The organism is Variovorax sp. OV329 (assembly GCF_900114785.1).
GTDB lineage: Bacteria > Pseudomonadota > Gammaproteobacteria > Burkholderiales > Burkholderiaceae_C > Variovorax.
The window spans coordinates 1-20,204 of the sequence record NZ_FOUG01000014.1 but is presented as its reverse complement, the minus strand read 5'-3'; the positions used below and the strand labels follow the sequence as shown (position 1 = coordinate 20,204).

Here is a 20,204-nt window from a genome sequence, read left to right as displayed (position 1 = left end):
CCGACGATTGCTCCTGGAGTTTTGCCCATGACCGCAAAGAACACGATCTGTCTCTGGTATTTGCGCGACGCCGAAGAGGCCGCCAACTTCTACGTCAAGACCTTCCCGCAAAGCAGCATGGGCGCCGTGCAGCGCTCGCCGCTGGACTACCCCGACGGCAAGCAGGGCGACGTGCTGACCGTCGAGTTCACCGTCGCGGGCATCCCCTGCATCGGCCTGAACGGCGGGCCGCACTTCAAGCACAGCGAGGCCTTCTCCTTCCAGATCGCCACCGACAGCCAGGAAGAGACCGACCGCTACTGGAACGCCATCGTCGGCAACGGCGGGCAGGAGAGCCAGTGCGGCTGGTGCAAGGACAAGTGGGGCATCAGCTGGCAGATCATCCCGCGCGTGCTGACCGACGCCATGGCTAAGGGCGGAGAGGTGGCCAAGCGGGCCTTCGCCGCCATGATGCTGATGAAGAAGATCGACGTGGCGGCCATCGAGGCGGCCGTCCGGGGCTGATTCCGGCGCAAGGAAAAAGGGGCCCGCGGGCCCCTTTCTTTCTCAGGGTGCAAGGCGCACGGCCTTGCATCCGCATCACTTGCCCCGTGCCGCCACCGCCTTCTCGGCCTTCGTCACCAGGTCCGCACCCACGGTGTTCTTCCACTTGTCGTACACCGGGCGCGTGGCCTTCACGAAGGCGGCGCGCTCGTCCGGCGTGAGGCGCGTCACCGTCACGCCCATGCCTTCGATGTCCTTGAGCACCGGCTGACCCGGCTCCACGAGGCCCTTGCGGGCGATTGCGATTTCCTGCTTGCCCGCGTCGATGGCGGCCTGGCGCACGATCTCGCGGTCGGCCGGCGTCCACGATTCCCAGATCTCCTTGTTCACCACGAAGATCAGCGGGTCGGCCACGTAGCCCCAGGTGGTCACGAACTTCTGGCCCACCGTGTGCATCTTCAGCACGGTGAAGAGGAACAGCGGGTTCTCTTGCCCATCGACCGCGCCGCTGGCCAGCGCCGGCTGCGCGTCGGCCCAGCTCATCTGCGTGGGATTGGCGCCCATGGCGGTGAACATGTCCGAGTAGATGGGCGAGCCCACCACGCGGATCTTCATGCCCTTCAAGTCTTCCGGCGACTTGATCGGCTTCTTGGAGTTGGTCACCTCGCGGAAGCCGTTCTCGCCCCACGCCAGCGGCACCACGCCGGCCTTCTCGACGATCTTGAACATGTCCTTGCCAACCTCGCCCTGCGTGAGCGCATCGATGGCCGCGTAGTCGGGCATCAGGAAGGGCATGGAGAACAGGTTGAGCTGCTTGACCTGCGGCGACCAGTTGATGGTGGAGCCCACCGCCATGTCGATCACGCCCTGGCGCAGCGCGCTGAACTCGCGCGTCTGGTCGCCCTGGATCAGCGACACGCCGGGGTACAGCTTGATGTTGATGCGCCCCTGCGTGCGTTCCTTCACCAGGTCCGCCCAGATCTTGCCGGCCTGGCCCCAGGGCGTCGGCGGGCCCAGCACCAGCGACATCTTGTACTCGGGCTTGTAGCTGCCTTGCGCCAGCGCGCCGGCCGAGAAGGTGGCCAGGGCGGTGGCCACGGCGGCCAGGCCCAGCAGGGTGCGACGGAACTTCATTGGAAAGTCTCCTTGTTGGAAAAATCGAAAAAAACTAGTAGCCGAGCTTGTGGGGCAGCCACAGCGCCAGCTGCGGCCAGACGATCACGCCCACCATCACCAGGAACATGGCGAAGAGCATCCAGCCCACCCAGCGAACGGTCTCTTCCATGCGCACGTTGGCGATGCGGCAGGACACCATCAGGTTCACCGCCAGCGGCGGCGTGAACTGGCCCAGCGCCACCTTCAGCGTGAGGATCACGCCGAACCACACCGGGTCCCAGTTGTAGTGCTGCACGATGGGCCACAAGAGCGGCACGAAGATGAGGAAGATCGACACCCCGTCCAGGAACATGCCCACGGTGATGAGCAGCACGATTAGGAGCGACAGCACGCCGTATTCGCCCAGGCCGGAGTTGACGATCGCCTTGGCCACCGGATCGATCACGCCCAGCGTGGAAAGCGAGTACGCGAAGATGCCCGCCAGCGACACCACCAGCAGGATCACCGCGGACAGCTCGCCCGACTCGCGCAGGATGACGAACAGGTCGCGCACGTTGATCGTGCGGTAGATCACCATGCCGACGAACAGACCGTAGAACACCGCGACCACCGCCGCCTCGGTGGGCGTGAACCAGCCGGCGCGCATGCCGCCGAGGATGAGCACCGGCGCCGCCAGGCCCCAGGTGGCTTCGCGGAAGCTCTTCCAGAAAGGCGGGCGGGGCAGGGTGGCTTCCAGCGCACCCATGTTGTTGGAGCGCGCCATCCACACTGCCGGAATGATCAGCGCCAGGCCGGCCAGGATGCCCGGGATCATGCCGGCGGCGAACAGCGCCGGCACCGAGGCGCCAGGCACCAGCACCGAGTACACGATGAAGGCCACCGAGGGCGGGATCAGGATGTCGGTGGCGGCGGCGGCGCCCACCACGCTGGCCGAGAACGCGGGCGGGTAGCCGGCGCGCGACATGGCCGCGATCATCACCGCGCCCACGGCGGCGGCGTTGGCCGGGCCCGAGCCGGAGATGCCGCCCAGGAACATCGCCACCAGGATGGCCACCATCGGCAGCATGCCCGGACCGCGGCCCACGATGGCGATGGCGAAGTTCACCAGCCGCAAGGCCACGCCGGAGCGGTCGAAGATGGAGCCCACCAGCACGAACATCGGAATGGCCAGCAGCGGGTACTTGCCCAGGCCGGCGTAGAAGTTCTGCGGCACGGCCAGCAGGCCGAACCATTGCGCATCGGCATTGGCCAGGGCGATGCAGGCCGCGCCCGCCAGGCCCAGGGCGGCCCCGATCGGCACGCCCAGGAGCATCATCGCCAGGAAGGCGACGAAGAGAAGCGTGGGAATCATGCTTGTGCGCCGCCGTCCTTGGCCGTGCTGCTCTTGCGTCCGCGCCGGACGAAGAGGCCCAGCGCCCGCAGCGCGATGGCCAGCGAGCAGATCGGCAGCCAGACCGAATACCACCACTGCGGCACGCCGATGCCGGGCGAGGTCTCCTCGAAGCGGTAGTCGTCCCACACCATGCGCAGGCTCAGCCCGCCGATCAGCAGGAAGAGCACCGCCACCATCAGCGCGCCGAACTGCGCCAGGCGCTTGCGCCGCGCCATGGAGCCGCCTTCGGCGAAGTACTCGATGCGGATGTGCCGGTCGCGTGCCACCGCGGCCGACCCCGCCACCATCGCAAGCAGGATCATGAGGAAGACCGAGAACTCTTCCGTCCAGGCGAAGGAGGAATCGGTGAAGTAGCGCACCACCACGTTGGCGAAGGTGATGCAGGCCAGCAGGCCCATGATGGCGACCGTGGCCCAGTCCTCGATGGCGAGGGGTACGCGCGTGGGTTCGTCCAGGCCGGGGAGTTCGTCGGGCAGCGGGCTGGCAGCATCCAGCTTGGCACCGGTTTCAGTGTGAGGCATGAAGCGTGGCGGAGAAGCGAATCAGAAAGGCCATGGCACCAGGGTTGCGCCATGGAGGGCGGGCACCGGGGACCGGCGCGCCGCGACAGGAAAGGCACGGCCACATGTTAGTGAGAGGTGCCCACAACGGGCATCGGGTCTTTACCAAGTGTGTGCCCGCTCAGCCACAGGCGCGGGCCGCCGTCGGCCGGAGGCCGGGTGAGACAATTCGCGCCCATGACCGACTCCCTCACCATCACCCGCCCCGACGACTGGCACCTGCATGTGCGCGACGGGGATGCGCTGCAGGCCGTGGTGCCGCACAGCGCCGCGCAATTCGGCCGCGCGCTCATCATGCCCAACCTGCGCCCGCCGGTGACCACCGCCGAGATGGCCCTTGCCTACCGCCAGCGCATCCTGGACGCCGTGCCCGCGGGCGCCGCCTTCGAGCCGGTGATGTCGCTCTACCTCACCGACAAGCTGCCGCCCGAGGAGATCCAGCGGGCCAGTGAGGCGGGCGTGAAGGCGCTCAAGCTGTACCCGGCCGGCGCCACCACCAACAGCGATGCCGGCGTGACCGACATCCGCAAGACCTACGCCACGCTCGAAGCCATGCAGAAGTACGGCCTGCTGCTGCTGGTGCATGGCGAGGTGACCGACCCGGGCGTGGACCTGTTCGACCGCGAGGCGGTGTTCATCGACCGCGTGATGATCCCGCTGCGCAAGGACTTCCCCGAGCTGAAGATCGTGTTCGAGCACTTGACGACGAAAGAAGGTGCGCACTACGTGCGCGACGCCGGCCGCTTCACCGGCGCCACCATCACGGCGCACCACCTGCTGTTCAACCGCAACGCCATCTTCACCGGCGGCATCCGCCCGCACTACTACTGCCTGCCGGTGCTCAAGCGCGAGACGCACCGCGTCGCGCTGGTGGAAGCCGCCACCAGCGGCAGCCCTCGCTTCTTCCTGGGCACCGACAGCGCCCCGCACGCTGCGCACCTGAAGGAGCACGCCCTGGGCTGCGCCGGCTGCTACACCGGCCTGCACGCCATGGAGCTGTACGCCCAGGCCTTCGACAACGCCGGCGCCCTCGACAAGCTGGAGGGCTTCGCCAGCTTCCACGGCGCCGACTTCTACGGCCTGCCGCGCAACCAGGGCACCGTCACCCTCAAGCGCGAAAGCTGGACCGTGCCCGAAACAGTGCCCTACGGCGAAACCACGCTCAAGCCGCTGTGCGGCGGCGAGCAGATGGCCTGGAGGTTCCAGTCGTGAACCACGAAGGCGCCGGCCAACGGGTGATGCTGCTCATCGACGCCGACAACGTCTCGGCCGACGTGATCGAGCAGGCGGTGCACAAGGTGATGGCCGAGCATGGCCACCTGCACGTGCGCCGCGCCTACTGCAATGCCGAGACGGCGCTCAAGCAGCAGTCGCTGTTCAAGCGCCTGAGCGTGCGGCCCATGGTCAACCTGGCCGCGGGCAAGAACAGCACCGACATCGCACTCGCCGTGGACGCCATGGACCTGGCCGTGAGCGAGCGGCCGCAACTCATCTACCTGGTCTCTTCCGATTCCGACTTCGCGCCGCTGGTGATCCGCCTGCGCGAGAAGGGCTGCCGCGTGTGCGGCATCGGCCAGCAGGGCAAGACGGGCGACGAGACGCGCGGCGTGTACGACCACTTCACCGACCTGCAGCACCACAGCGGCAGCGGCGGTGGCGGTGGCGGTGGCGGTGGCGGTGGCGGTGGCAGCACCGCTGCGAAGGCGCCGGCGAAGAAGCGGGCCCCAGCGGCCAGGAAGCGCAAGGCGGCCGACGCACCCGCGCCAACGCCCGCGCCGGTCCTGCCGGAAGAGGTGCTGCGCATCCTCGAGGTGGTGCCCGCCCTGCGCGGCGGCCAGCGTGTCGAGCTCAACGTGGCGGTGGAGGGCCTGCGCGGCGCCAAGCTGCTGAGCAAGAGCGGTAGCTCGCAGAAGCTCTTCAAGAAGCACCCGGAACTCTTCGTGCTGAGCCCCGAGAAGCAGCCCAACAAGGTCCAGTACGTCGGCCCTTCGCTGCGATGAGCCTCCCGCTGCCGGATTTGGGCGCTCCCTGGTGGACGCCCTATGCCGGCGTCGCGGCGAAGCCCTTGGCGCACGTCGCGGCTGGCGCGCAGGCGCATGAAGCGCTGGGCGCCATGCCATCGCCCGTCGACCTGACGGCCGGCCCGCTTCGCTTCATGCCCGGCGATTCCGCGCCCGAAGGCGAGGCCTACGAAGCCTTCATCGCCCGCACCGGCGGCGTGCCCACCCGGCACAACCTGCACGATCTCTTCAACGGCCTGGCCTGGCTGCGCTACCCGCGCATCAAGCGCCGGCTCAACGAAGTGCAGGCGGCGCAGATCGCGAGCGAAGGCGTGGGCACGCGCCGTGGCCCGCTGCGCGATGCGCTGACCCTGCTGGATGAGAACGGCGCCTTCCTGTCGGCGCCGTCGGCCCTCTGGCGGGCACTGCTGGCGCGCGACTGGCAGGCCCTGTTCGTCACGCAGCGCGGCCTCTGGCGCCAGGCGCGCGTCGAAGTCTTCGGCCATGCCCTGCTGGAAAAGCTCGCCGCCGCGCCGCGCAAGAACCTGACGGCCCACGTCCTGGTCCTGCCCGAGGAATCGAGGAATGCGAGTGCCGACTTCGAAGCCCTGGCGGCGCAGAAGGCCTTCTCGCGGGAATGGCTGGCCACCAAGCCTTTCGCGCCACTGCCGGTGCTGGGAATCCCCGGCTGGTGCCCCGAAAACGAGAACTTTTCCTTTTATGATGATTCCGAGGTATTTCGTCCCCGCAGGACCCCAGAAGAAAGAACAACCCGCATGTCCTGCAAACCCGTCCAGCTTGAAGCGGTCCGTCCGGCCCCCATCTGAGCGGCACACAAGCAGCTCCACGGAGATTCCAACTTGAAACGCATTCTTCTGTTCGTCCTGACCAACGTCATGGTGGTCGCGGTGCTGGGCATCGTTGCCAGCCTGCTGGGCGTCAACCGCTTCCTGACGGCCAACGGCCTCAATCTCGGTGCGCTGCTCGGATTCGCCCTCATCATGGGCTTCGGCGGCGCGATCATCTCGCTGCTCATCAGCAAGCCCATGGCCAAGTGGACCTCGGGCCTGCACATGATCGACAACCCCCAGACGCCCGACGAGGCCTGGATCGTCGGCACGGTCAAGAAGTTCGCCGACCGCGCCGGCATCGGCATGCCCGAGGTGGGCATCTTCGAAGGCGAGCCGAATGCCTTCGCGACCGGCGCCTTCAAGAACTCGGCACTGGTCGCCGTGTCCACGGGCCTGCTGCAGAACATGACGCGCGACGAGGTCGAGGCGGTCATCGGCCACGAGGTGGCGCACATCGCCAACGGCGACATGGTCACCATGACGCTGATCCAGGGCGTGATGAACACCTTCGTCGTGTTCCTCTCGCGCGTGATCGGCTATGCGGTCGACAGCTTCCTGCGCCGCGGCGACGACCGCTCGTCCGGCCCCGGCATCGGCTACATGATCACCACCGTCGTGCTGGACATCGTGCTGGGCTTCGCCGCCGCCATCGTGGTGGCCTGGTTCTCACGCCAGCGCGAGTTCCGCGCCGACGCCGGCTCGGTCGAGCTGATGGGCGGCCAGCGCCAGCCCATGGTCAACGCCCTGGCGCGCCTGGGCGGCCTGCCGGCCGGCGAGCTGCCCAAGTCGGTGGAAGCCATGGGCATCACCGGCAACATCGGCAAGCTGTTCTCCACGCACCCGCCGATCGAACAGCGCATTGCGGCGCTGCAGAACGCGAGCTGAGCGGTACCCGGGTTTCAAAGGGGCTGGCGAGGCCCCTGATCTGGATGAAGCGCCCCCTCATCGACCGATGAGGGGGCGTTTTTTCATGCGCGATCCGTTCGGGGGTGGGGCAGGGCGACATCCTTTGCGAAGCTTGACCCAGGTCAAGCGCCCAAGGCCATGGGCCTGTCTATCGTCGGGAGTGGCAAAGAGGAGACGCCATGGAACTCGAGATACCGGACTTGCTTGCCGGCGCACTGCAGGGCCAGGTCGGCGCGCAATCGCCGCTGGGCCTTCAGTTGGGTGGGCAAGGTGCCGGCAGTGGTACCCGGGTGGTGTCGAGCCACCATTTCGACGGCCACTCGCTCAACCTGCTCTACCAGCTGAGCCGGGCCGCCGGCGCGCGCGACCTGGTGTTTCAGCTGCTGGCGCTGGACAACCTCAACGGCGAACCGCCGGTGCGCCCCATCGCCAGCCTGGAACTGATGGTGCCGGCGCTGATCGAGTGGCTGGGGCGGGACCTGATCGATGGCTGGCTGTACCAGCGCGGCCGGGACGGGGTGCTGCTGGCCTGGCTGGTTCATTCGGTGCGACTGGTGAAACCGGCGGATGGCGAGTCCTATGTGGTGGTGGGGCTGCTGGCCAATACGCTGCGGGCGGCGGGCCGTGAACTGCCCACGGAGCCTCGACTGCGTTTCGCCGGCATGACCTGGGGCTTGAGCTTCTACACCGAAGACCTCGCCGGCCACACCCTCGCCGGCATGTTCGCCGCGCATGGCTTCCACAAGGAATGCGCCGAATTCAAGCGCGAGTACGAGCATCAGGTGGCCTGTTTCACCAGGCTGCAGCCGCAGTTCGGCGCCCAATTCACCATCAGCGGCAGTGCCTGGACGCCCGGTGAAGGCCCGCGCAGCGAGATGGGGTTCCACCGGCTGCCCTCCGGCGCGGCGGCCCGCTGCGTGAACGAAGAGGAACTGCTGCACCGCCGCTTCGACATGGCCGCCGACCCTCAATACTGGCGCGAGAGCGGCATCGCCGCGGGCTTCGATCGCATTCCGCAGCACTGCTATCTCCACCTGTTCCACCTGGACTGGCACCGCAGCATCTGGGCCCATGTACAGAATGTCCAGGAATACAAGTACCAGCCCAGCCTGCGCGAGCGGCTGGTGCTGCCGCAGGCGCACCGCGACCTGATCGACATCCTCACGGCCGATCGCAGCTTTCTTCTGGAGGATGTCGTTCCCGGCAAGTCCGGCGGCACCACGATCCTGTGCAAGGGTGCGCCGGGCTTGGGCAAGACCCTCACCGCCGAGGTCTATGCGGAGGTGGTCGGCAAGCCCCTGTACCGCGTGCATTCGGGCCAACTCGGCGTCACGGCCGGCTCGGTCGAGGCCAGCCTGACGCAGATCCTGCGGCGCGCAGCGCGCTGGGACTGCGTGCTGCTGCTGGACGAGGCCGACGTCTACATCCGACGGCGCGGCAACGACCTGCAGCACAACGCCATCGTCGCGGAGTTCCTGCGCACGCTGGAGTACTTCAGTGGCCTTCTCTTCATGACCACCAACCGGGTCGACGACATCGACGAGGCCATCCTCTCGCGCTGCATCGCAGTGATCAGCTACCAGCCGCCTGGCCCTGGGGATGCGCGCCGCTTGTGGTCCATGCTGTCGGCCCAACTGGGCGTGGACGTGCCGGACGCGCTGATCGACAGGCTGGTGGTGGACTACGCCGATGCCAGCGGACGCGACATCAAGGAACTGCTCAAGCTCACGAGCAAGTACTGCCGCTGCATGGGCCTGCCGCTGTCCGCACAGGCGTTCGCGCAGTGCGCGGTGTTTCGGGGCCTTGCCTGTGCGTCGTCGGCTGAAGCAAAGGCTGCATCGTGATCGACCCCTCCCTGCTCGGCGGCGCGCTGACCGGCCGCATGACGTTCCGGCCCGGCGCTGCCCCCGTGGCCGACCCGCTGCCGCCCGGCCGCCACGGCCTGTCGTTCGCCGAGGGGCGCGAGGCCGTGCTGGTGGTCCCCGAGGATCTGCCCGCCGATACGCCGCTGCCCCTGCTGGTGATGTTCCACGGCGCGGGCGGCGAGGCCAACCGCGTGCTGCCGCATCTCGTCGCCCATGCGCGAGCCCGGCGCTTCCTGCTGCTGGCGCCGCAGTCGATGTATCCGACCTGGGACATCGTGATCGGCGGGCATGGCCCCGACCTGGAGCGCCTGGACGCAGCCTTGTCCCGGGTGGCCGAGCATTTCCACGTCGACCCCGGGCGCCTTGCGTTTGCCGGCTTCTCCGACGGCGGCAGCTACGCCCTGTCGCTTGGCCTGACGAACGGCGACGTGGCCAGCCACGTGATCGGCATGTCGGCGGGTTTCATGAACACGTTCACGCAGTCAGGAATGCCACGGGTGTTCCTCGCGCACGGGCGCAGCGACAGCCAGTTGCCCATCGAGACCAGCGCCCACACGAATGCGCGACGGCTGCTGGAAAGCGGGTACGACCTGACCCTGCAGCCCTTCGACGGTGACCATGTCATCACGCCATGGGTGGTCGCGCGGTCGGTCGAATTTTTTCTCGGGCTCCAAGCAACAGGAACGACGGCACCACCTCCCAACTGATTCAATCTCGCGCCAGAAAGAGGCCTTGGGGAGGAGGACGGCGGATTCCTGAAGCCGCGTTGCTTCCGATTGCCAAAGCAATCTGGCGCCGTCCACAATGGGCGCCGCCGAATCCACCCGATCGAGGAATTCCCATGGCGATCCCTGATGACGAGGAGGTCTCTATGTCCACCCAGACGGACTTCACCGCAGTCCTTGCCGGTTGGGAGGCGCGACGACCCGATGAGGTGGCCATCAGCTTCGGCGGGTCGAAGTGGACCTGGGCCGAACTGGCCGGGCGCGTCCGACGCAACGCGGCAGCCCAACGGGCAGCGGGGCTGCGCCCCGGCGACCGGATCGCCGTGCTCGACTTCAACCATCCGTCGTGCCTGGAACTGACGCTGGCGTGCGCCCAGGTCGGCACCGCCAACGCGATCGTCAACTTCAGGCTTGCGCCGCCCGAGATGGTCTACGTGATCAACGACGCACAGGCCCGTCTTCTTTTCGTCGGGCCCGAGTTTGCGGGCGCCATCGCGCAGCTGCGCGACCAGCTGCCGACTGTCGAGCGAGTGATTCGCATCGGCGGTCCCGATGACGAATACGAGGCATGGATTGCAGGCCAAGCGCCGGAGGCCAAGGCCCGGCCAGCCCACCCCGATGACTGCTTCGTGCAGCTGTACACATCGGGGACGACCGGCTTTCCCAAAGGGGCGATGCTCACCCATCGTGGAATGCTCGCGCACGCGCACAACGTCGCGGTCGACCAGGACATGGGGCCGCACGCAAGGGTGCAGGTCGCGATGCCGCTGTACCACGTGGGCGGCACCAGCTACTCCCTGGTGGCGATCTGCCAGGGCGCCCGGATCGCGATGCTCCGGCTGCCCGACCCGGCGGCCGTGCTCGAGATGCTCGAAGCCGAGAAGATCACGCACACCTTCCTGGTGCCCGCACTGATGGCCATGGTGAACAAGGTCCCCGGCGCGGCCGACCGCGACTACTCGGCCTTGAAGGCGCTGTCGTACGGGGCCTCGCCGATGCCGCTGCCGGTGATGCGGGCATCCCTCGCACTCTTCCCCGGCGTGATGCAGCAGGTCTACGGCATGACCGAGGAATGCGGCGTGGTCAGCGTGCTCGGGGTGGAGGATCACACGGACCCGACCGTCGCCCACCGGCTGGTATCGGCGGGCAAGCCGATCCATGGTGTCGAGATCAAGATCTGCGACCCCGGCACCGGCGAGTCCGTCGCGCCCGGCGAGCCAGGGGAGATCTGGGTGCGAAGCGAACAACGCATGGGCGGCTATTGGGGAAAGCCGGACGCCACCGCCGCGGCTTTCACGGCGGACGGCTGGCTGCGCTCGGGCGATGGTGGCCACATGGACGCCGACGGCTACATCTACGTCACCGATCGCATCAAGGACATGATCATCAGCGGTGGCGAGAACATCTATCCAGCCGAGATCGAACGCGTGCTCGCCGAGCATCCATCCATCGACGATGTCGCCGTGATTGGTGTGCCGGACGAGAAATGGGGCGAGGTGCCCAAGGCGGTGGCCGTCGCGGCACCTGGAAGTGCCATCGACGTCGAGCAAGTCCTTGCCTACTGCCGCGAGCGCTTGGCGCCGTTCAAGTGCCCGAAGTCCATCGACGTCGTTGCCGCCTTGCCCCGAAACCCGACCGGTAAGGTCCTGAAGAAGGACTTGCGCAAACCCTATTGGGCCGGCCGAGAGCGCCAGATTGTCTGAGCGGCCCATTGGACGCCGGCGAAGCTGATCTCCTGGCGCGCGCTCGCGCAGGCGACACCTCTGCTTTCGACGAACTGATCAGGCCACAGCGGCGACGACTGCACGTCCACTGCTATCGAATGCTGGGATCGCCGCAGGACGCGGACGATGCCGTCCAGGAGAGCTTGCTGGCGGCCTGGCGTGGCATCGGCTCTTTCGAAGGACGCAGCGCGCTGAGCACCTGGCTCTATCAGATCAGCACCCGCGTTTGCCTGCGCTTCATCGCGCAGCGGCCGAGACGGCTCCTGTCTGCCGATCATTCCCCACCGCTGGCCGGCACCGCCGATCTTGGGCAAGTGCTCGGCGGGCCGGTATGGGTCGAGCCGTTGCCCGACGGGGAGTGGCTTGCAGAGGCCATGCACGAAGAGCCCGGTCACACCACGGCGCTGCGACAAAGCGTGGCACTCGCGTTCATCGCAGCGCTGCAGCATCTTCCGGGCACCCAGCGAGCCGTGCTGCTGTTGCGCGAGGTTCTGGAGTATTCGGCCGCCGAGACGGCGCGCATGCTGGGAACCACGGCGGCATCGGTGAACAGCGCGCTCCAGCGTGCGCAGAAGTCGGTGAAAGACAAGATGCCTGAAAGCTCCCAGGCAGTTGAGCTGGGGGCCCTCGAATCGACCGGCGTGGACCAGTTGCTGCGCGACTTGATCGACGCCTGGGAAAGGCGGGACGTGGCCGGCTTCGTGAGCCTGCTCACCGAAGATGTGCGCTTCACGATGCCGCCGCTGCCCGCCTGGTTCGATGGGCGGGAATCGGTGGCCAGGTTCATCTCCGAGCGCATGTTCGCGACGCCCTGGCGCCTGCGCCGGCTCCGGGCGAACGGCCAGCCCGGTCTGGCCTGCTACATGCAACACCCGGGAACCGAGGTCTTCCAGCTTGGCGCCGTCAATGTGCTTGCGTTCAAGGCAGGCCGCATTGCCGGCATCCACTCGTTCCTGGATCCGGCTGTCCATCGCCGGTTCGACTTGTCGTCGGAGGTGACCTGATCAGCCAGACCCAGCGATGAGTTTTGGCTTCGCCTTGTCTCTAAGACGGTACGGCGCAACCCGCATTTCGCGGCGGCGGCGGAACACCCAAGAGAAAGACGAAACACCATGACCACGCGCAATGAAGCCAGCCCGGCCTCCGTCGAGGACAAGTGCACCGGACCCGGCGAGTTGATCCTCACCACCTTCGACTGGGTTCCCGAAACACCACGCGGCTACGTGCGCGACATCCGCGTGCGTTGGGCATTGGAGGAGGCCGGGTTGCCGTACCGGGTGAAGAGCGTGCCATTCGGCCCTCGCGGCCCCGGGCACTTTTCGCATCAGCCGTTTGGACAGGTGCCGTGGCTGACTGACGGGAGCCTCTCGATATTCGAGAGCGGCGCGATCCTTCTTCACCTTGGCCAATACAGCGAGGCGCTGATGCCGGCCGATCGCCAAGCCAGAAGCAGCGTCATGGAGTGGCTGTTTGCCGCGCTCAACTCGGTCGAGATGGCCAGCCTGCCATGGTCGATCTTCAAGCTTGCGGGCGAGGGCGGTGCATCGCAGGAACTGAAGATGCTGCAGGCATTCCTCGATGCCCGCCTCCAGCACATGGAGGCGGTGTTGTCAGGGTGCGCCTGGCTAGCGGGGAGTTTTTCCGTGGCCGACATCCTGATGGCCGACGTGCTGCGGCTGGTCGATCGGTTCGACGGGTTGGCGAAGCTCCCCGCATGCCGCGACTACCTGGAGCGTGCGACGGCACGACCATGCTTCGTCCGCGCGCATCAAGACCAATTGGCACACTTCGGGGCAGCAGACGTCCGAGCCTAGATGCGCTGGAGGAGGGGCCATTGTTCGAAGGCCGCCGCGCCTGTTACGCAGGCCGGTGCGTCATGTCGAGCGAAGTGGCAGCTCAAGCGAGCCGGAAAGCGGGACCGAGTCGATTCGCGCAGCGCTTGCAATCACGATGGCACGGGTGCGCTCCTCGGCGATTTCAGCCAACGCGCGCCACAGGAATCGGATCGACGCGCTGTCCAGGGCGGCGGTCGGCTCATCAAGCAATGTCAGCGGGCGTCCTGAAGCGAGCGCGGCCGCCAACCAAACCTTGCGTCTCGACCCGGTCGACAGCATGTGCATCTGCTTGCCAAGATGCGGGGCCAGAGCGAAGCCATCGACGAGCGCTTGCCAACTTGCTTCGCTGAAGCGCGCATCACCAGCCTTGAGCGTCGACGCACACTCCACCGCCGTGACCGCGTCGAATGCGTCGGTCTCCGGGTCCACGAAGAACACCTTCCGCTTGTAGACGTCAGGCTCGGCATCAAGACGTGCACCGGCCAGCGTCAGCCGGCCCCCTCCGGCAGGTTGATTGGCCGCAAGCATCCGAAGAATGGTGGACTTTCCGCTGCCGTCGTCGCCGTACAGCAGGCTCACTCCGGCGCCAATCGAAGCGCTCCATCTGGATGCGATCGGTGGCTGGCCCGGGTAGGCGAAGCTCAGGTCGTCGACCACGAGAATGGAAGCGGAAGCCGAAGGGTTCATGTCGCAACCCTACAGCAACTCCGCGCACCGGCGGTCAGGACCCGTTGCCGCCTTTCCAGCCGCGCAGCCCACGGTTCCACGCGCGAAGGCGGTCGTCCAAGGCTTCCTCGCCGGCGCCCAAGGTGGTGGCCGAGAGTTGGTCGAGCAGGATCTGCTGATCGGTGCTGAGCTGCTGCGGAAAGATCGGGACGAGCGTGACCAGGTGGTCAGCACTCGGGCCGCGGCACTGCACCGGGAAACCCATGCCCTTCAAGCGGTAGGACAGCCGGTCGCGACTCAACTGCAGCGCCTGGAAGCCGGTGACAGTCGGCACCTTGATCTGCCGATTGGCGATCCATGCGAATCCATCGATCGGCATCTCGCATCGGATGGTGCCGTCGTCGTCCAGTTCGAAGAATGCGTGGCTGGACACCTCGATGCGGATCTCGACGTCTGCCGGAGGGCCTTCGGCGCTCACGCGCCGACCGTCGACATGGAGCAGATCGCCATTGCGCACGCCGGGCGGAATGCGAACGTTGATCTTGTAGTCGCGCGGCGCCATCTTTCCGACGCCTGCGCAGGCCGCGCAAGCCTGCCTCGCGATGCCGCCGCCCAGGCAGGCCTCGCACTCGGCCACGCCGGTGGGCCAGCCGAAGAAGGAGCGCTTGGGAATTGCACCGGACCCGCCGCAGCGGGCGCAGTTTCCGCCCAGCACCTGATGCCCGGCGCCGTGGCAACTGGCGCAGTTGTCGGTCAGCTTGCCCCGCAGCACCTTGATGCAACCGCTGGCCGCCTGCTCCAGGGTCAGCCTGACTTTGCGGTGCAGGGTCCGGCCCCGCCGCTGCGTGCCGGACGCGCCGGATGCCGCTGTGCCTTGATCGGCGTTGGATTTGTCGGGGGTGTTGCCCTCCGGTGTGTCGGCAGGCGCGTCGGCGTCGCTGCTCGCCCGGTCAGCGAAGCCGGCCCGGCGGATCTCCTCGAATGCCTGATTGATGCGCTGCATCCTGGCGACGGCTCCGGCGCTCTCGTTGCGGTCCGGATGCCATTGCGAGGCAAGCCGACGCCATGCCGCTTTCACCTCGCGCTCGGTCGCGTCAGGCGCCAATCCCAGTTCAGCGAAAGCGTTGTCGGTGTCCAAATCCAAAGACTTCGTCCAGGGGACACCGTCCACGAGGAAGCCCGTGGAGGCGGCGGCCTGAATCAACCATGAATTTTATCCGAGGGGGTGGCGCGTGAGCCGCGTATCAGGGCACGACGTCCATGACGATCGGGTAGTAGATCTCGTAGACGGGGCCGCCGACCGGCGCATAGCGGAAATGGACCTGAGCGCTGTACGTGCCGGGCACGAGGCAACGCCCGCCGTAGCACGCCTGCACCTGGGTCTCCCAGGTGTCGCTCGTCGTCGCGCGCTTGGGCAACCCGGCCTCGTTCACCGAGCGGAAGTAGAGCCACAGGTTGGCGCCCGGGGGCGTCGCCATGCTCACCCAGTTCATCGGAGGCGGTCCATTGCCAAGCAGGCCGGACTTGCTCTGACTCAGGCCAAGGCGCCGGAAGCCGGGGCACTCCCAAACATCGGGCGAGGCTGGTCGACTAGCATGTCGGCATGAAGCCATTGCAGTTGGAACTCGATCGCCTGTACGGCTTGGGTGCGAGCGCCGCGCACGACGCTGCTCCGGCGGCCGCCCAGGGCGTTCGAGTCCTGGTGTTGGAGCTGAGGCCACCTGGGGGGTGGGCCGAGCTTTCCTCGGTCTGGACGGGCGTCCAATCGGACCTCGGCCTTCCTCCGCCGGCCATCGCGGTCTCAGGAGTCGACGCACTGCAGCTGTGGTTCTCCCTCGCATCGCCGACTATGCCGAGTGCTGGCGAACTTTTCCTGCAGGGCCTCCGTGCACGGTATCTGCCGCAAACAGCAGCGACGCGCGTGCGTCTGATCGCCGACGCGGCGCAACTCCCGTCCGCGCCGCCCCTGGAGACCAGCCCGGATCGATGGTCGGCGTTCGTCGCTCCCGACTTGGCTTCGGTGTTCGCCGATACGCCGTGGCTGGATCTTCCTCCCACCTGCGAAGGCCAGGCATCGCTTCTGCGCGCGCTCGAGCCGATCCGGCAAGTTGCCTTCGAAGCCGCGTTGAGCCAGCTTGGCGTCATGGAAGAAGTGCCAACTGACTTGAAGCTGTCCGGCTTGCCCGACATGCCCACCTCCGAACAAGGGGGAGCCGACGCGGAGCGCTTTCTAAGAGCCGTCATGAACGACGAATCGGTGCCTATGGCTTTGCGGATAGAAGCCGCAAAGGGTTTGCTTGGTCATGCCAAGCGCGGGTAGGCAGATCGCCGGAACCATCAGGCAGATTCCTGGGCAAGACTGCAATCCCGACTTCGGCTCGGTCGGCTGGCTGCTTCGCAAGATGAGCAGCGCCTGCGCGGAATACCCTCTTACCGCCGGGGCCGAGCTGGAGTAAAAGCACGATCCTGCGGCCTGCTCGGGAGGCCGCGAGGAGACAAAGCCATGAACCAGGGCGAGCGAAGGCTGCAGCACCAGGCGAGGCTGGAGCAGATCAATCGCATGCAGCGGGTCACCGGCACCGGCGACTTCGCGCATGTCGACCATGAAGGAACCACGATCGAGCGAGCCCGCATGCTCGACGAGGAAATATGCGCCCACGAGGCGACCGAACGGGGCCTGGCAGCCTTCGAGCGACTGCTGCAACTGGCAGAACTCCCCGAAAGCCCGCATGCGCGCGCTGCCGCCGAGCTGCTGGCGGCGGTCTGGCGCGATGAGCCTCTGTCCCTGCGCAGGCTGCGCGGACTGGAGCTCGGTCTGGGTGACGACATGGTGGCGGTAATCGACGCCTTCCGCCATGCCCGCCTGTCGCTTGCCGACCAGGTCGATGGCGGTGGCATACGGCTGGCGCGGGCGCTGCGGGTCTGGCAGGGACACCAGACGTAGGCAATTCGCCGCAGGCCTGCATATCTCTAACAACCACAAAGGAGACAACCATGGCATTTTGGAAGCCGCTTGCCGGTTTGGTGCTTGCGCTGGCGGCGGGCCTCGCCATCGCCGCCGACTACCCCGCCCCGAAGGAAGCTGACTGGATCGCACGCGATTTTCGCTTCGCCAATGGGGAAGTCATCGCGGACATGCGCATCCACTACACCACCATCGGCGATCCGTCCGGAGAGCCCGTTCTGGTGCTGCACGGCACTTCGGGCTCAGGGGCGTCCATGCTCAACCCGCAGTTTGCGGGCGAGCTCTTCGGCGCAGGGCAGCCGCTGGACGCGAAGCGCTATTTCATCATCCTTCCGGACGCGATCGGCCACGGGAAATCCGCAAAGCCGTCGGATGGCCAGCGCGCGAAGTTCCCGCGCTACAACTACGACGACATGGTGGCGGCGCAGCACCGCCTGGTCACCGAAGGCCTGGGCATCAAGCGCCTGCGCCTTGTCATCGGCAACTCGATGGGCGGCATGCACACCTGGCTGTGGGGCGTGAAGTACCCCGACTCGATGGACGCGCTTGTGCCGATGGCCTGCCAGCCGACCGAGATGGCCGGGCGAAACTGGATGACGCGGCGGATGCTGGTCGACTCGATTCGCAACGACCCGGACTACAACGGCGGCAACTACACGACGCAGCCGAAGGCGGTGCGCTATGCGAACGTGTTCTTCGGCATCACGACGATCGGCGGCACGCTCGCCTACCAGAAGCAGGCGCCGACTCGCGAGGCGGCCGACAAGCTGGTCGAGCAGCGCATGAACGCGCCCTTCACGGCCGACGCGAACGACTTCCTCTATCAGTGGGACTCCTCGCGCGACTACAACGCCTCGCCCGGGCTGGAGCGCATCCGGGCCCCGCTGCTGGCGATCAATGCGGCTGACGACGAACGCAACCCGCCTGAGCTTGGCATCATGGAACGCGAACTGAAGCGGGTGAAGGACGGGCGCCTGTTCCTCATTGCGGCAAGCGACGAAACCCGCGGCCACGGGACCACCGGGATGGCCCGGTTCTGGAAGACGCAACTGCAGGAGTTCATGCAGGCGAGTGAGCGTCGGTAGCCCGGGGGCGCTTGGCGTTTGGCGTTTGGCGGGTCGGAGCATCGCCGACGGCGCGCCGATGGTTTTGCATCTCGACGTATCTATGTTCGGCGGCCTCGCAGCGACGAACGAACCCGCTCTCGCGGTAGGCGCTTCGCGCACCCCATAGACATGCCGTGACCCGGTTGGCGCCACCCTTGATGGCGAGGCAATCCCGCCTCGCCATCAACGCAGCCGCCATCATGGACACGATCACTTCGGGGGCCGCTTCGGGCGTCTGCACCGCTCGCCTGACTCGGCCACGGTGCAGGACCTGCGCAACATCCAACTGCACCTGGTCGTATTCGCAGGTAGACGGTCAGGCGGGCAGGAGGACCTTTCCGATGACATGAACCACCCCATTGGTCGCGAACACATCGGCGCCCGTGATGTTGGACACCCGGTTGCGCTGGTCGGTGATCTGGAAATTGCTATTGATGCGTATGGCCGAGCCTTGCACGGTCGCGATGGATGTATCGAATGGAATCTCGGCCTTCAGCACGCGGCTGGGCACCACGTGGTAGGTCAGCACCTTGGTCAGCATTGCTTTGTCGGCCAGCAGCGCTTCCTGGGTGACGCCCAGTTCTGTAAGCAGCGCTGCGAACGCGTCGTTGGTCGGTGCGAAGACGGTGAATGGGCCGGAGCCCTTGAGCGTGTCCACTAGGCCTGCAGCCGCCACTGCGGCGACCAGGATGCTCAGGCTCGGGGTGCCCTGGGCCGTCTGAACGATGTCTTTGTTGGCTGGCAGGAGCACGCGGTCCACCACGTGCAGCACGCCGTTGAGCGCGAAGGAATCGGTGGCGACAACATGTCCGGCGCGATTGCGCCCGTCTTGCGTGTTGTAGGCGTCGCCCACTTTGTCGATCTTGAAGAATCCGCCGCTAATGGGCTCGATCGCCTTGCCCGAGGGAATGTTGGCGCGGGCCACCAGCTTATCCAGGACGTGGAACTTCAGCACGGCGGTGAGTGTTGCCTTGTCGGCAAACAGGGCATCCTTGGTGGTGCCCAGTTCGCCCAGCAGCGCCACGAAGGCATCGTTGTTGGGCGCGAACACTGTGAATGGCCCCGAGCCCTTGAGCGTGGCGGTCAACCCGGCGGCGCCGACGGCCTCGACGAAGATGCTTAACTCTGGTTTGGACGCCGCTAGATCGACCACGTCCTGGCGATTCTCGATGTCGTCGCTTCCGCCGCATCCAGGCAGTACGACGGCACTTGCCAACGCGGTAGCCGACAGGATCAGGTCTCGACGATTCATCGTCTTTTTCATCGCAAAGCTCCTCGGGTGGTGGTTAAGGAAAGTTCGGGCCGCAAGCTGTCGCGCGGTTCTTACGCAGCGCCATTTCGCGAAGATCACTTCGCTGGACGTAACAGTCTGCAAGGCGTCGCACCGCGCTTGCGGTGACTTCAGGGTCTCGCTTTTTCGCTAGGCTCCCGCGAGGCGGTTCGTGTTGAGCCAATCCTTGGTGCGCAGGGCGCTTGAGGGGCGTGCCGTTTGAAGATCGCCGTCGAAAGATGCTGGAGAATCGGATCGATGCGCTGTTCTCCGCGAAGCGCGCCCGCAAGGTCTCATCCGAACGGCCGCAGCAGCCTTGCTTTGGAGGACGACCAGCCGCGAGATCTATCAGAAGCTGGTGATCGAGTCCGGCTGGACGCCAGTGCCTATCAAGACTCGCTGCAGCAAACGCTGGTCGAGCCTCTGACGGATCGGTCGGACTAAGCCAGTCTGCGGCTATCTGTCTGTCGAAGCAGCTTTACGCAAAGGCGCTCGGGCAGGGCCTTATCCGTGTTCGGAGCAGCAAGAGCAGTTTCTGACCGCTCGGGAGGAGCGCCATCTCGGCGGCAGTCATCGCTTTCTCGCGCCGCCCGGCGGCGGCACGCTGCTGGTCGTAGAGATTCCTTTGTCGTTCCATGCCACCCAGGAGATGTAATGGATGCCTCCCTCCCTACGGGGACAGCAAGAGCAGGAGCACGGAGATGAGCAGCTTGGCTGTTCTGGGCGGCTGGCTTGCCTG

At 66.5% G+C, this 20,204-nt stretch carries 20 protein-coding genes; 13 read left to right on the top strand and 7 right to left on the bottom strand.

Annotated features, from left to right (window positions below; translation table 11 throughout):
- Positions 1-27 precede the first annotated feature (27 nt).
- On the top strand, positions 28-504 hold the full coding sequence (locus BM345_RS20990) for a VOC family protein (RefSeq protein WP_093383150.1): 477 nt from the start codon (positions 28-30) through the stop codon (positions 502-504).
- Positions 505-579: 75 nt separating this feature from the next.
- Here the strand turns inward: BM345_RS20990 and BM345_RS20985 are convergent, their stop codons facing one another.
- The 3 genes from BM345_RS20985 to BM345_RS20975 are packed head-to-tail and all read right to left on the bottom strand — an operon-like array spanning position 580 to position 3,513.
- Positions 580-1,617, bottom strand: coding sequence for a DctP family TRAP transporter solute-binding subunit (locus BM345_RS20985; protein ID WP_093383147.1), 1,038 nt, complete (start codon positions 1,615-1,617; stop codon positions 580-582).
- Positions 1,618-1,651: 34 nt separating this feature from the next.
- Positions 1,652-2,950: a TRAP transporter large permease gene (locus BM345_RS20980; RefSeq protein ID WP_093383144.1), complete on the bottom strand. Its 1,299-nt coding sequence runs from the start codon at positions 2,948-2,950 to the stop codon at positions 1,652-1,654.
- Positions 2,947-3,513, bottom strand: a complete 567-nt coding sequence (locus BM345_RS20975; protein WP_093383141.1) for a TRAP transporter small permease — start codon at positions 3,511-3,513, stop codon at positions 2,947-2,949. The genes BM345_RS20980 and BM345_RS20975 overlap by 4 nt, the downstream gene beginning before the upstream one ends.
- Positions 3,514-3,729: 216 nt before the next feature.
- Here BM345_RS20975 and pyrC point away from each other — a divergent pair, with 216 nt between their 5' ends.
- The 9 genes from pyrC to BM345_RS20930 all read left to right on the top strand — a co-directional run bounded on the left by pyrC (position 3,730) and on the right by BM345_RS20930 (position 13,437).
- Positions 3,730-4,764 (top strand): dihydroorotase, encoded by a 1,035-nt coding sequence (pyrC, locus tag BM345_RS20970; RefSeq protein ID WP_093383138.1) that lies wholly within the window; start codon positions 3,730-3,732, stop codon positions 4,762-4,764.
- Positions 4,761-5,552, top strand: a complete 792-nt coding sequence (locus BM345_RS20965) for an NYN domain-containing protein (protein WP_254789869.1) — start codon at positions 4,761-4,763, stop codon at positions 5,550-5,552. Before pyrC ends, BM345_RS20965 begins: the two co-directional genes overlap by 4 nt.
- On the top strand, positions 5,549-6,379 hold the full coding sequence (locus BM345_RS20960) for a DUF3025 domain-containing protein (RefSeq protein WP_093383134.1): 831 nt from the start codon (positions 5,549-5,551) through the stop codon (positions 6,377-6,379). The genes BM345_RS20965 and BM345_RS20960 overlap by 4 nt, the downstream gene beginning before the upstream one ends.
- Positions 6,380-6,412: 33 nt before the next feature.
- Positions 6,413-7,288, top strand: a complete 876-nt coding sequence (htpX, locus tag BM345_RS20955; protein ID WP_093383131.1) for a protease HtpX — start codon at positions 6,413-6,415, stop codon at positions 7,286-7,288.
- Between the two features lie 200 nt (positions 7,289-7,488).
- Positions 7,489-9,153: an ATP-binding protein gene (locus BM345_RS20950; RefSeq protein ID WP_093383127.1), complete on the top strand. Its 1,665-nt coding sequence runs from the start codon at positions 7,489-7,491 to the stop codon at positions 9,151-9,153.
- On the top strand, positions 9,150-9,881 hold the full coding sequence (locus tag BM345_RS20945; RefSeq protein WP_093383124.1) for an alpha/beta hydrolase: 732 nt from the start codon (positions 9,150-9,152) through the stop codon (positions 9,879-9,881). The genes BM345_RS20950 and BM345_RS20945 overlap by 4 nt, the downstream gene beginning before the upstream one ends.
- A 134-nt stretch (positions 9,882-10,015) precedes the next feature.
- Complete coding sequence (locus BM345_RS20940) at positions 10,016-11,602, top strand: long-chain-fatty-acid--CoA ligase (protein WP_217654016.1); 1,587 nt, start codon at positions 10,016-10,018, stop codon at positions 11,600-11,602.
- An 8-nt stretch (positions 11,603-11,610) separates the two neighbouring features.
- Positions 11,611-12,627 carry an RNA polymerase subunit sigma-70 gene (locus tag BM345_RS20935; RefSeq protein ID WP_254789867.1) on the top strand — a complete coding sequence of 339 codons (1,017 nt, stop codon included), beginning with the start codon at positions 11,611-11,613 and terminating at the stop codon, positions 12,625-12,627.
- A 108-nt stretch (positions 12,628-12,735) separates the two neighbouring features.
- A complete protein-coding gene (locus tag BM345_RS20930; RefSeq protein WP_093383118.1) occupies positions 12,736-13,437 on the top strand; it encodes a glutathione S-transferase family protein in 702 nt (233 codons plus the stop codon).
- Positions 13,438-13,497: 60 nt separating this feature from the next.
- On the opposite strand, the gene BM345_RS20925 is transcribed toward BM345_RS20930, so the two are convergent.
- The 3 genes from BM345_RS20925 to BM345_RS20915 form a co-directional block, all read right to left on the bottom strand.
- Positions 13,498-14,145, bottom strand: a complete 648-nt coding sequence (locus BM345_RS20925) for an ABC transporter ATP-binding protein (RefSeq protein WP_093383115.1) — start codon at positions 14,143-14,145, stop codon at positions 13,498-13,500.
- A gap of 34 nt (positions 14,146-14,179) precedes the next feature.
- Positions 14,180-15,262 (bottom strand): DnaJ C-terminal domain-containing protein, encoded by a 1,083-nt coding sequence (locus BM345_RS20920; RefSeq protein ID WP_254789865.1) that lies wholly within the window; start codon positions 15,260-15,262, stop codon positions 14,180-14,182.
- Positions 15,263-15,368: 106 nt separating this feature from the next.
- Positions 15,369-15,617 (bottom strand): hypothetical protein, encoded by a 249-nt coding sequence (locus BM345_RS20915; RefSeq protein ID WP_093383112.1) that lies wholly within the window; start codon positions 15,615-15,617, stop codon positions 15,369-15,371.
- Between the two features lie 110 nt (positions 15,618-15,727).
- On the opposite strand from BM345_RS20915, the gene BM345_RS20910 reads away from it, so the two are divergent.
- From BM345_RS20910 to BM345_RS20900, 3 genes are all read left to right on the top strand, one after another.
- A complete protein-coding gene (locus tag BM345_RS20910) occupies positions 15,728-16,444 on the top strand; it encodes a hypothetical protein (protein WP_139237573.1) in 717 nt (238 codons plus the stop codon).
- Between the two features lie 183 nt (positions 16,445-16,627).
- Positions 16,628-17,068, top strand: a complete 441-nt coding sequence (locus tag BM345_RS20905; RefSeq protein ID WP_093383107.1) for a DUF7673 family protein — start codon at positions 16,628-16,630, stop codon at positions 17,066-17,068.
- 50 nt (positions 17,069-17,118) lie between these two features.
- The gene (locus tag BM345_RS20900; RefSeq protein WP_093383104.1) at positions 17,119-18,174 is read left to right on the top strand and encodes an alpha/beta fold hydrolase; all 1,056 of its coding nucleotides are present in this window, start codon (positions 17,119-17,121) and stop codon (positions 18,172-18,174) included.
- 337 nt (positions 18,175-18,511) lie between these two features.
- Here BM345_RS20900 and BM345_RS20895 read toward each other — a convergent pair whose 3' ends face one another.
- Complete coding sequence (locus BM345_RS20895; RefSeq protein ID WP_093383101.1) at positions 18,512-19,459, bottom strand: fasciclin domain-containing protein; 948 nt, start codon at positions 19,457-19,459, stop codon at positions 18,512-18,514.
- Positions 19,460-20,204: the final 745 nt, after the last annotated feature.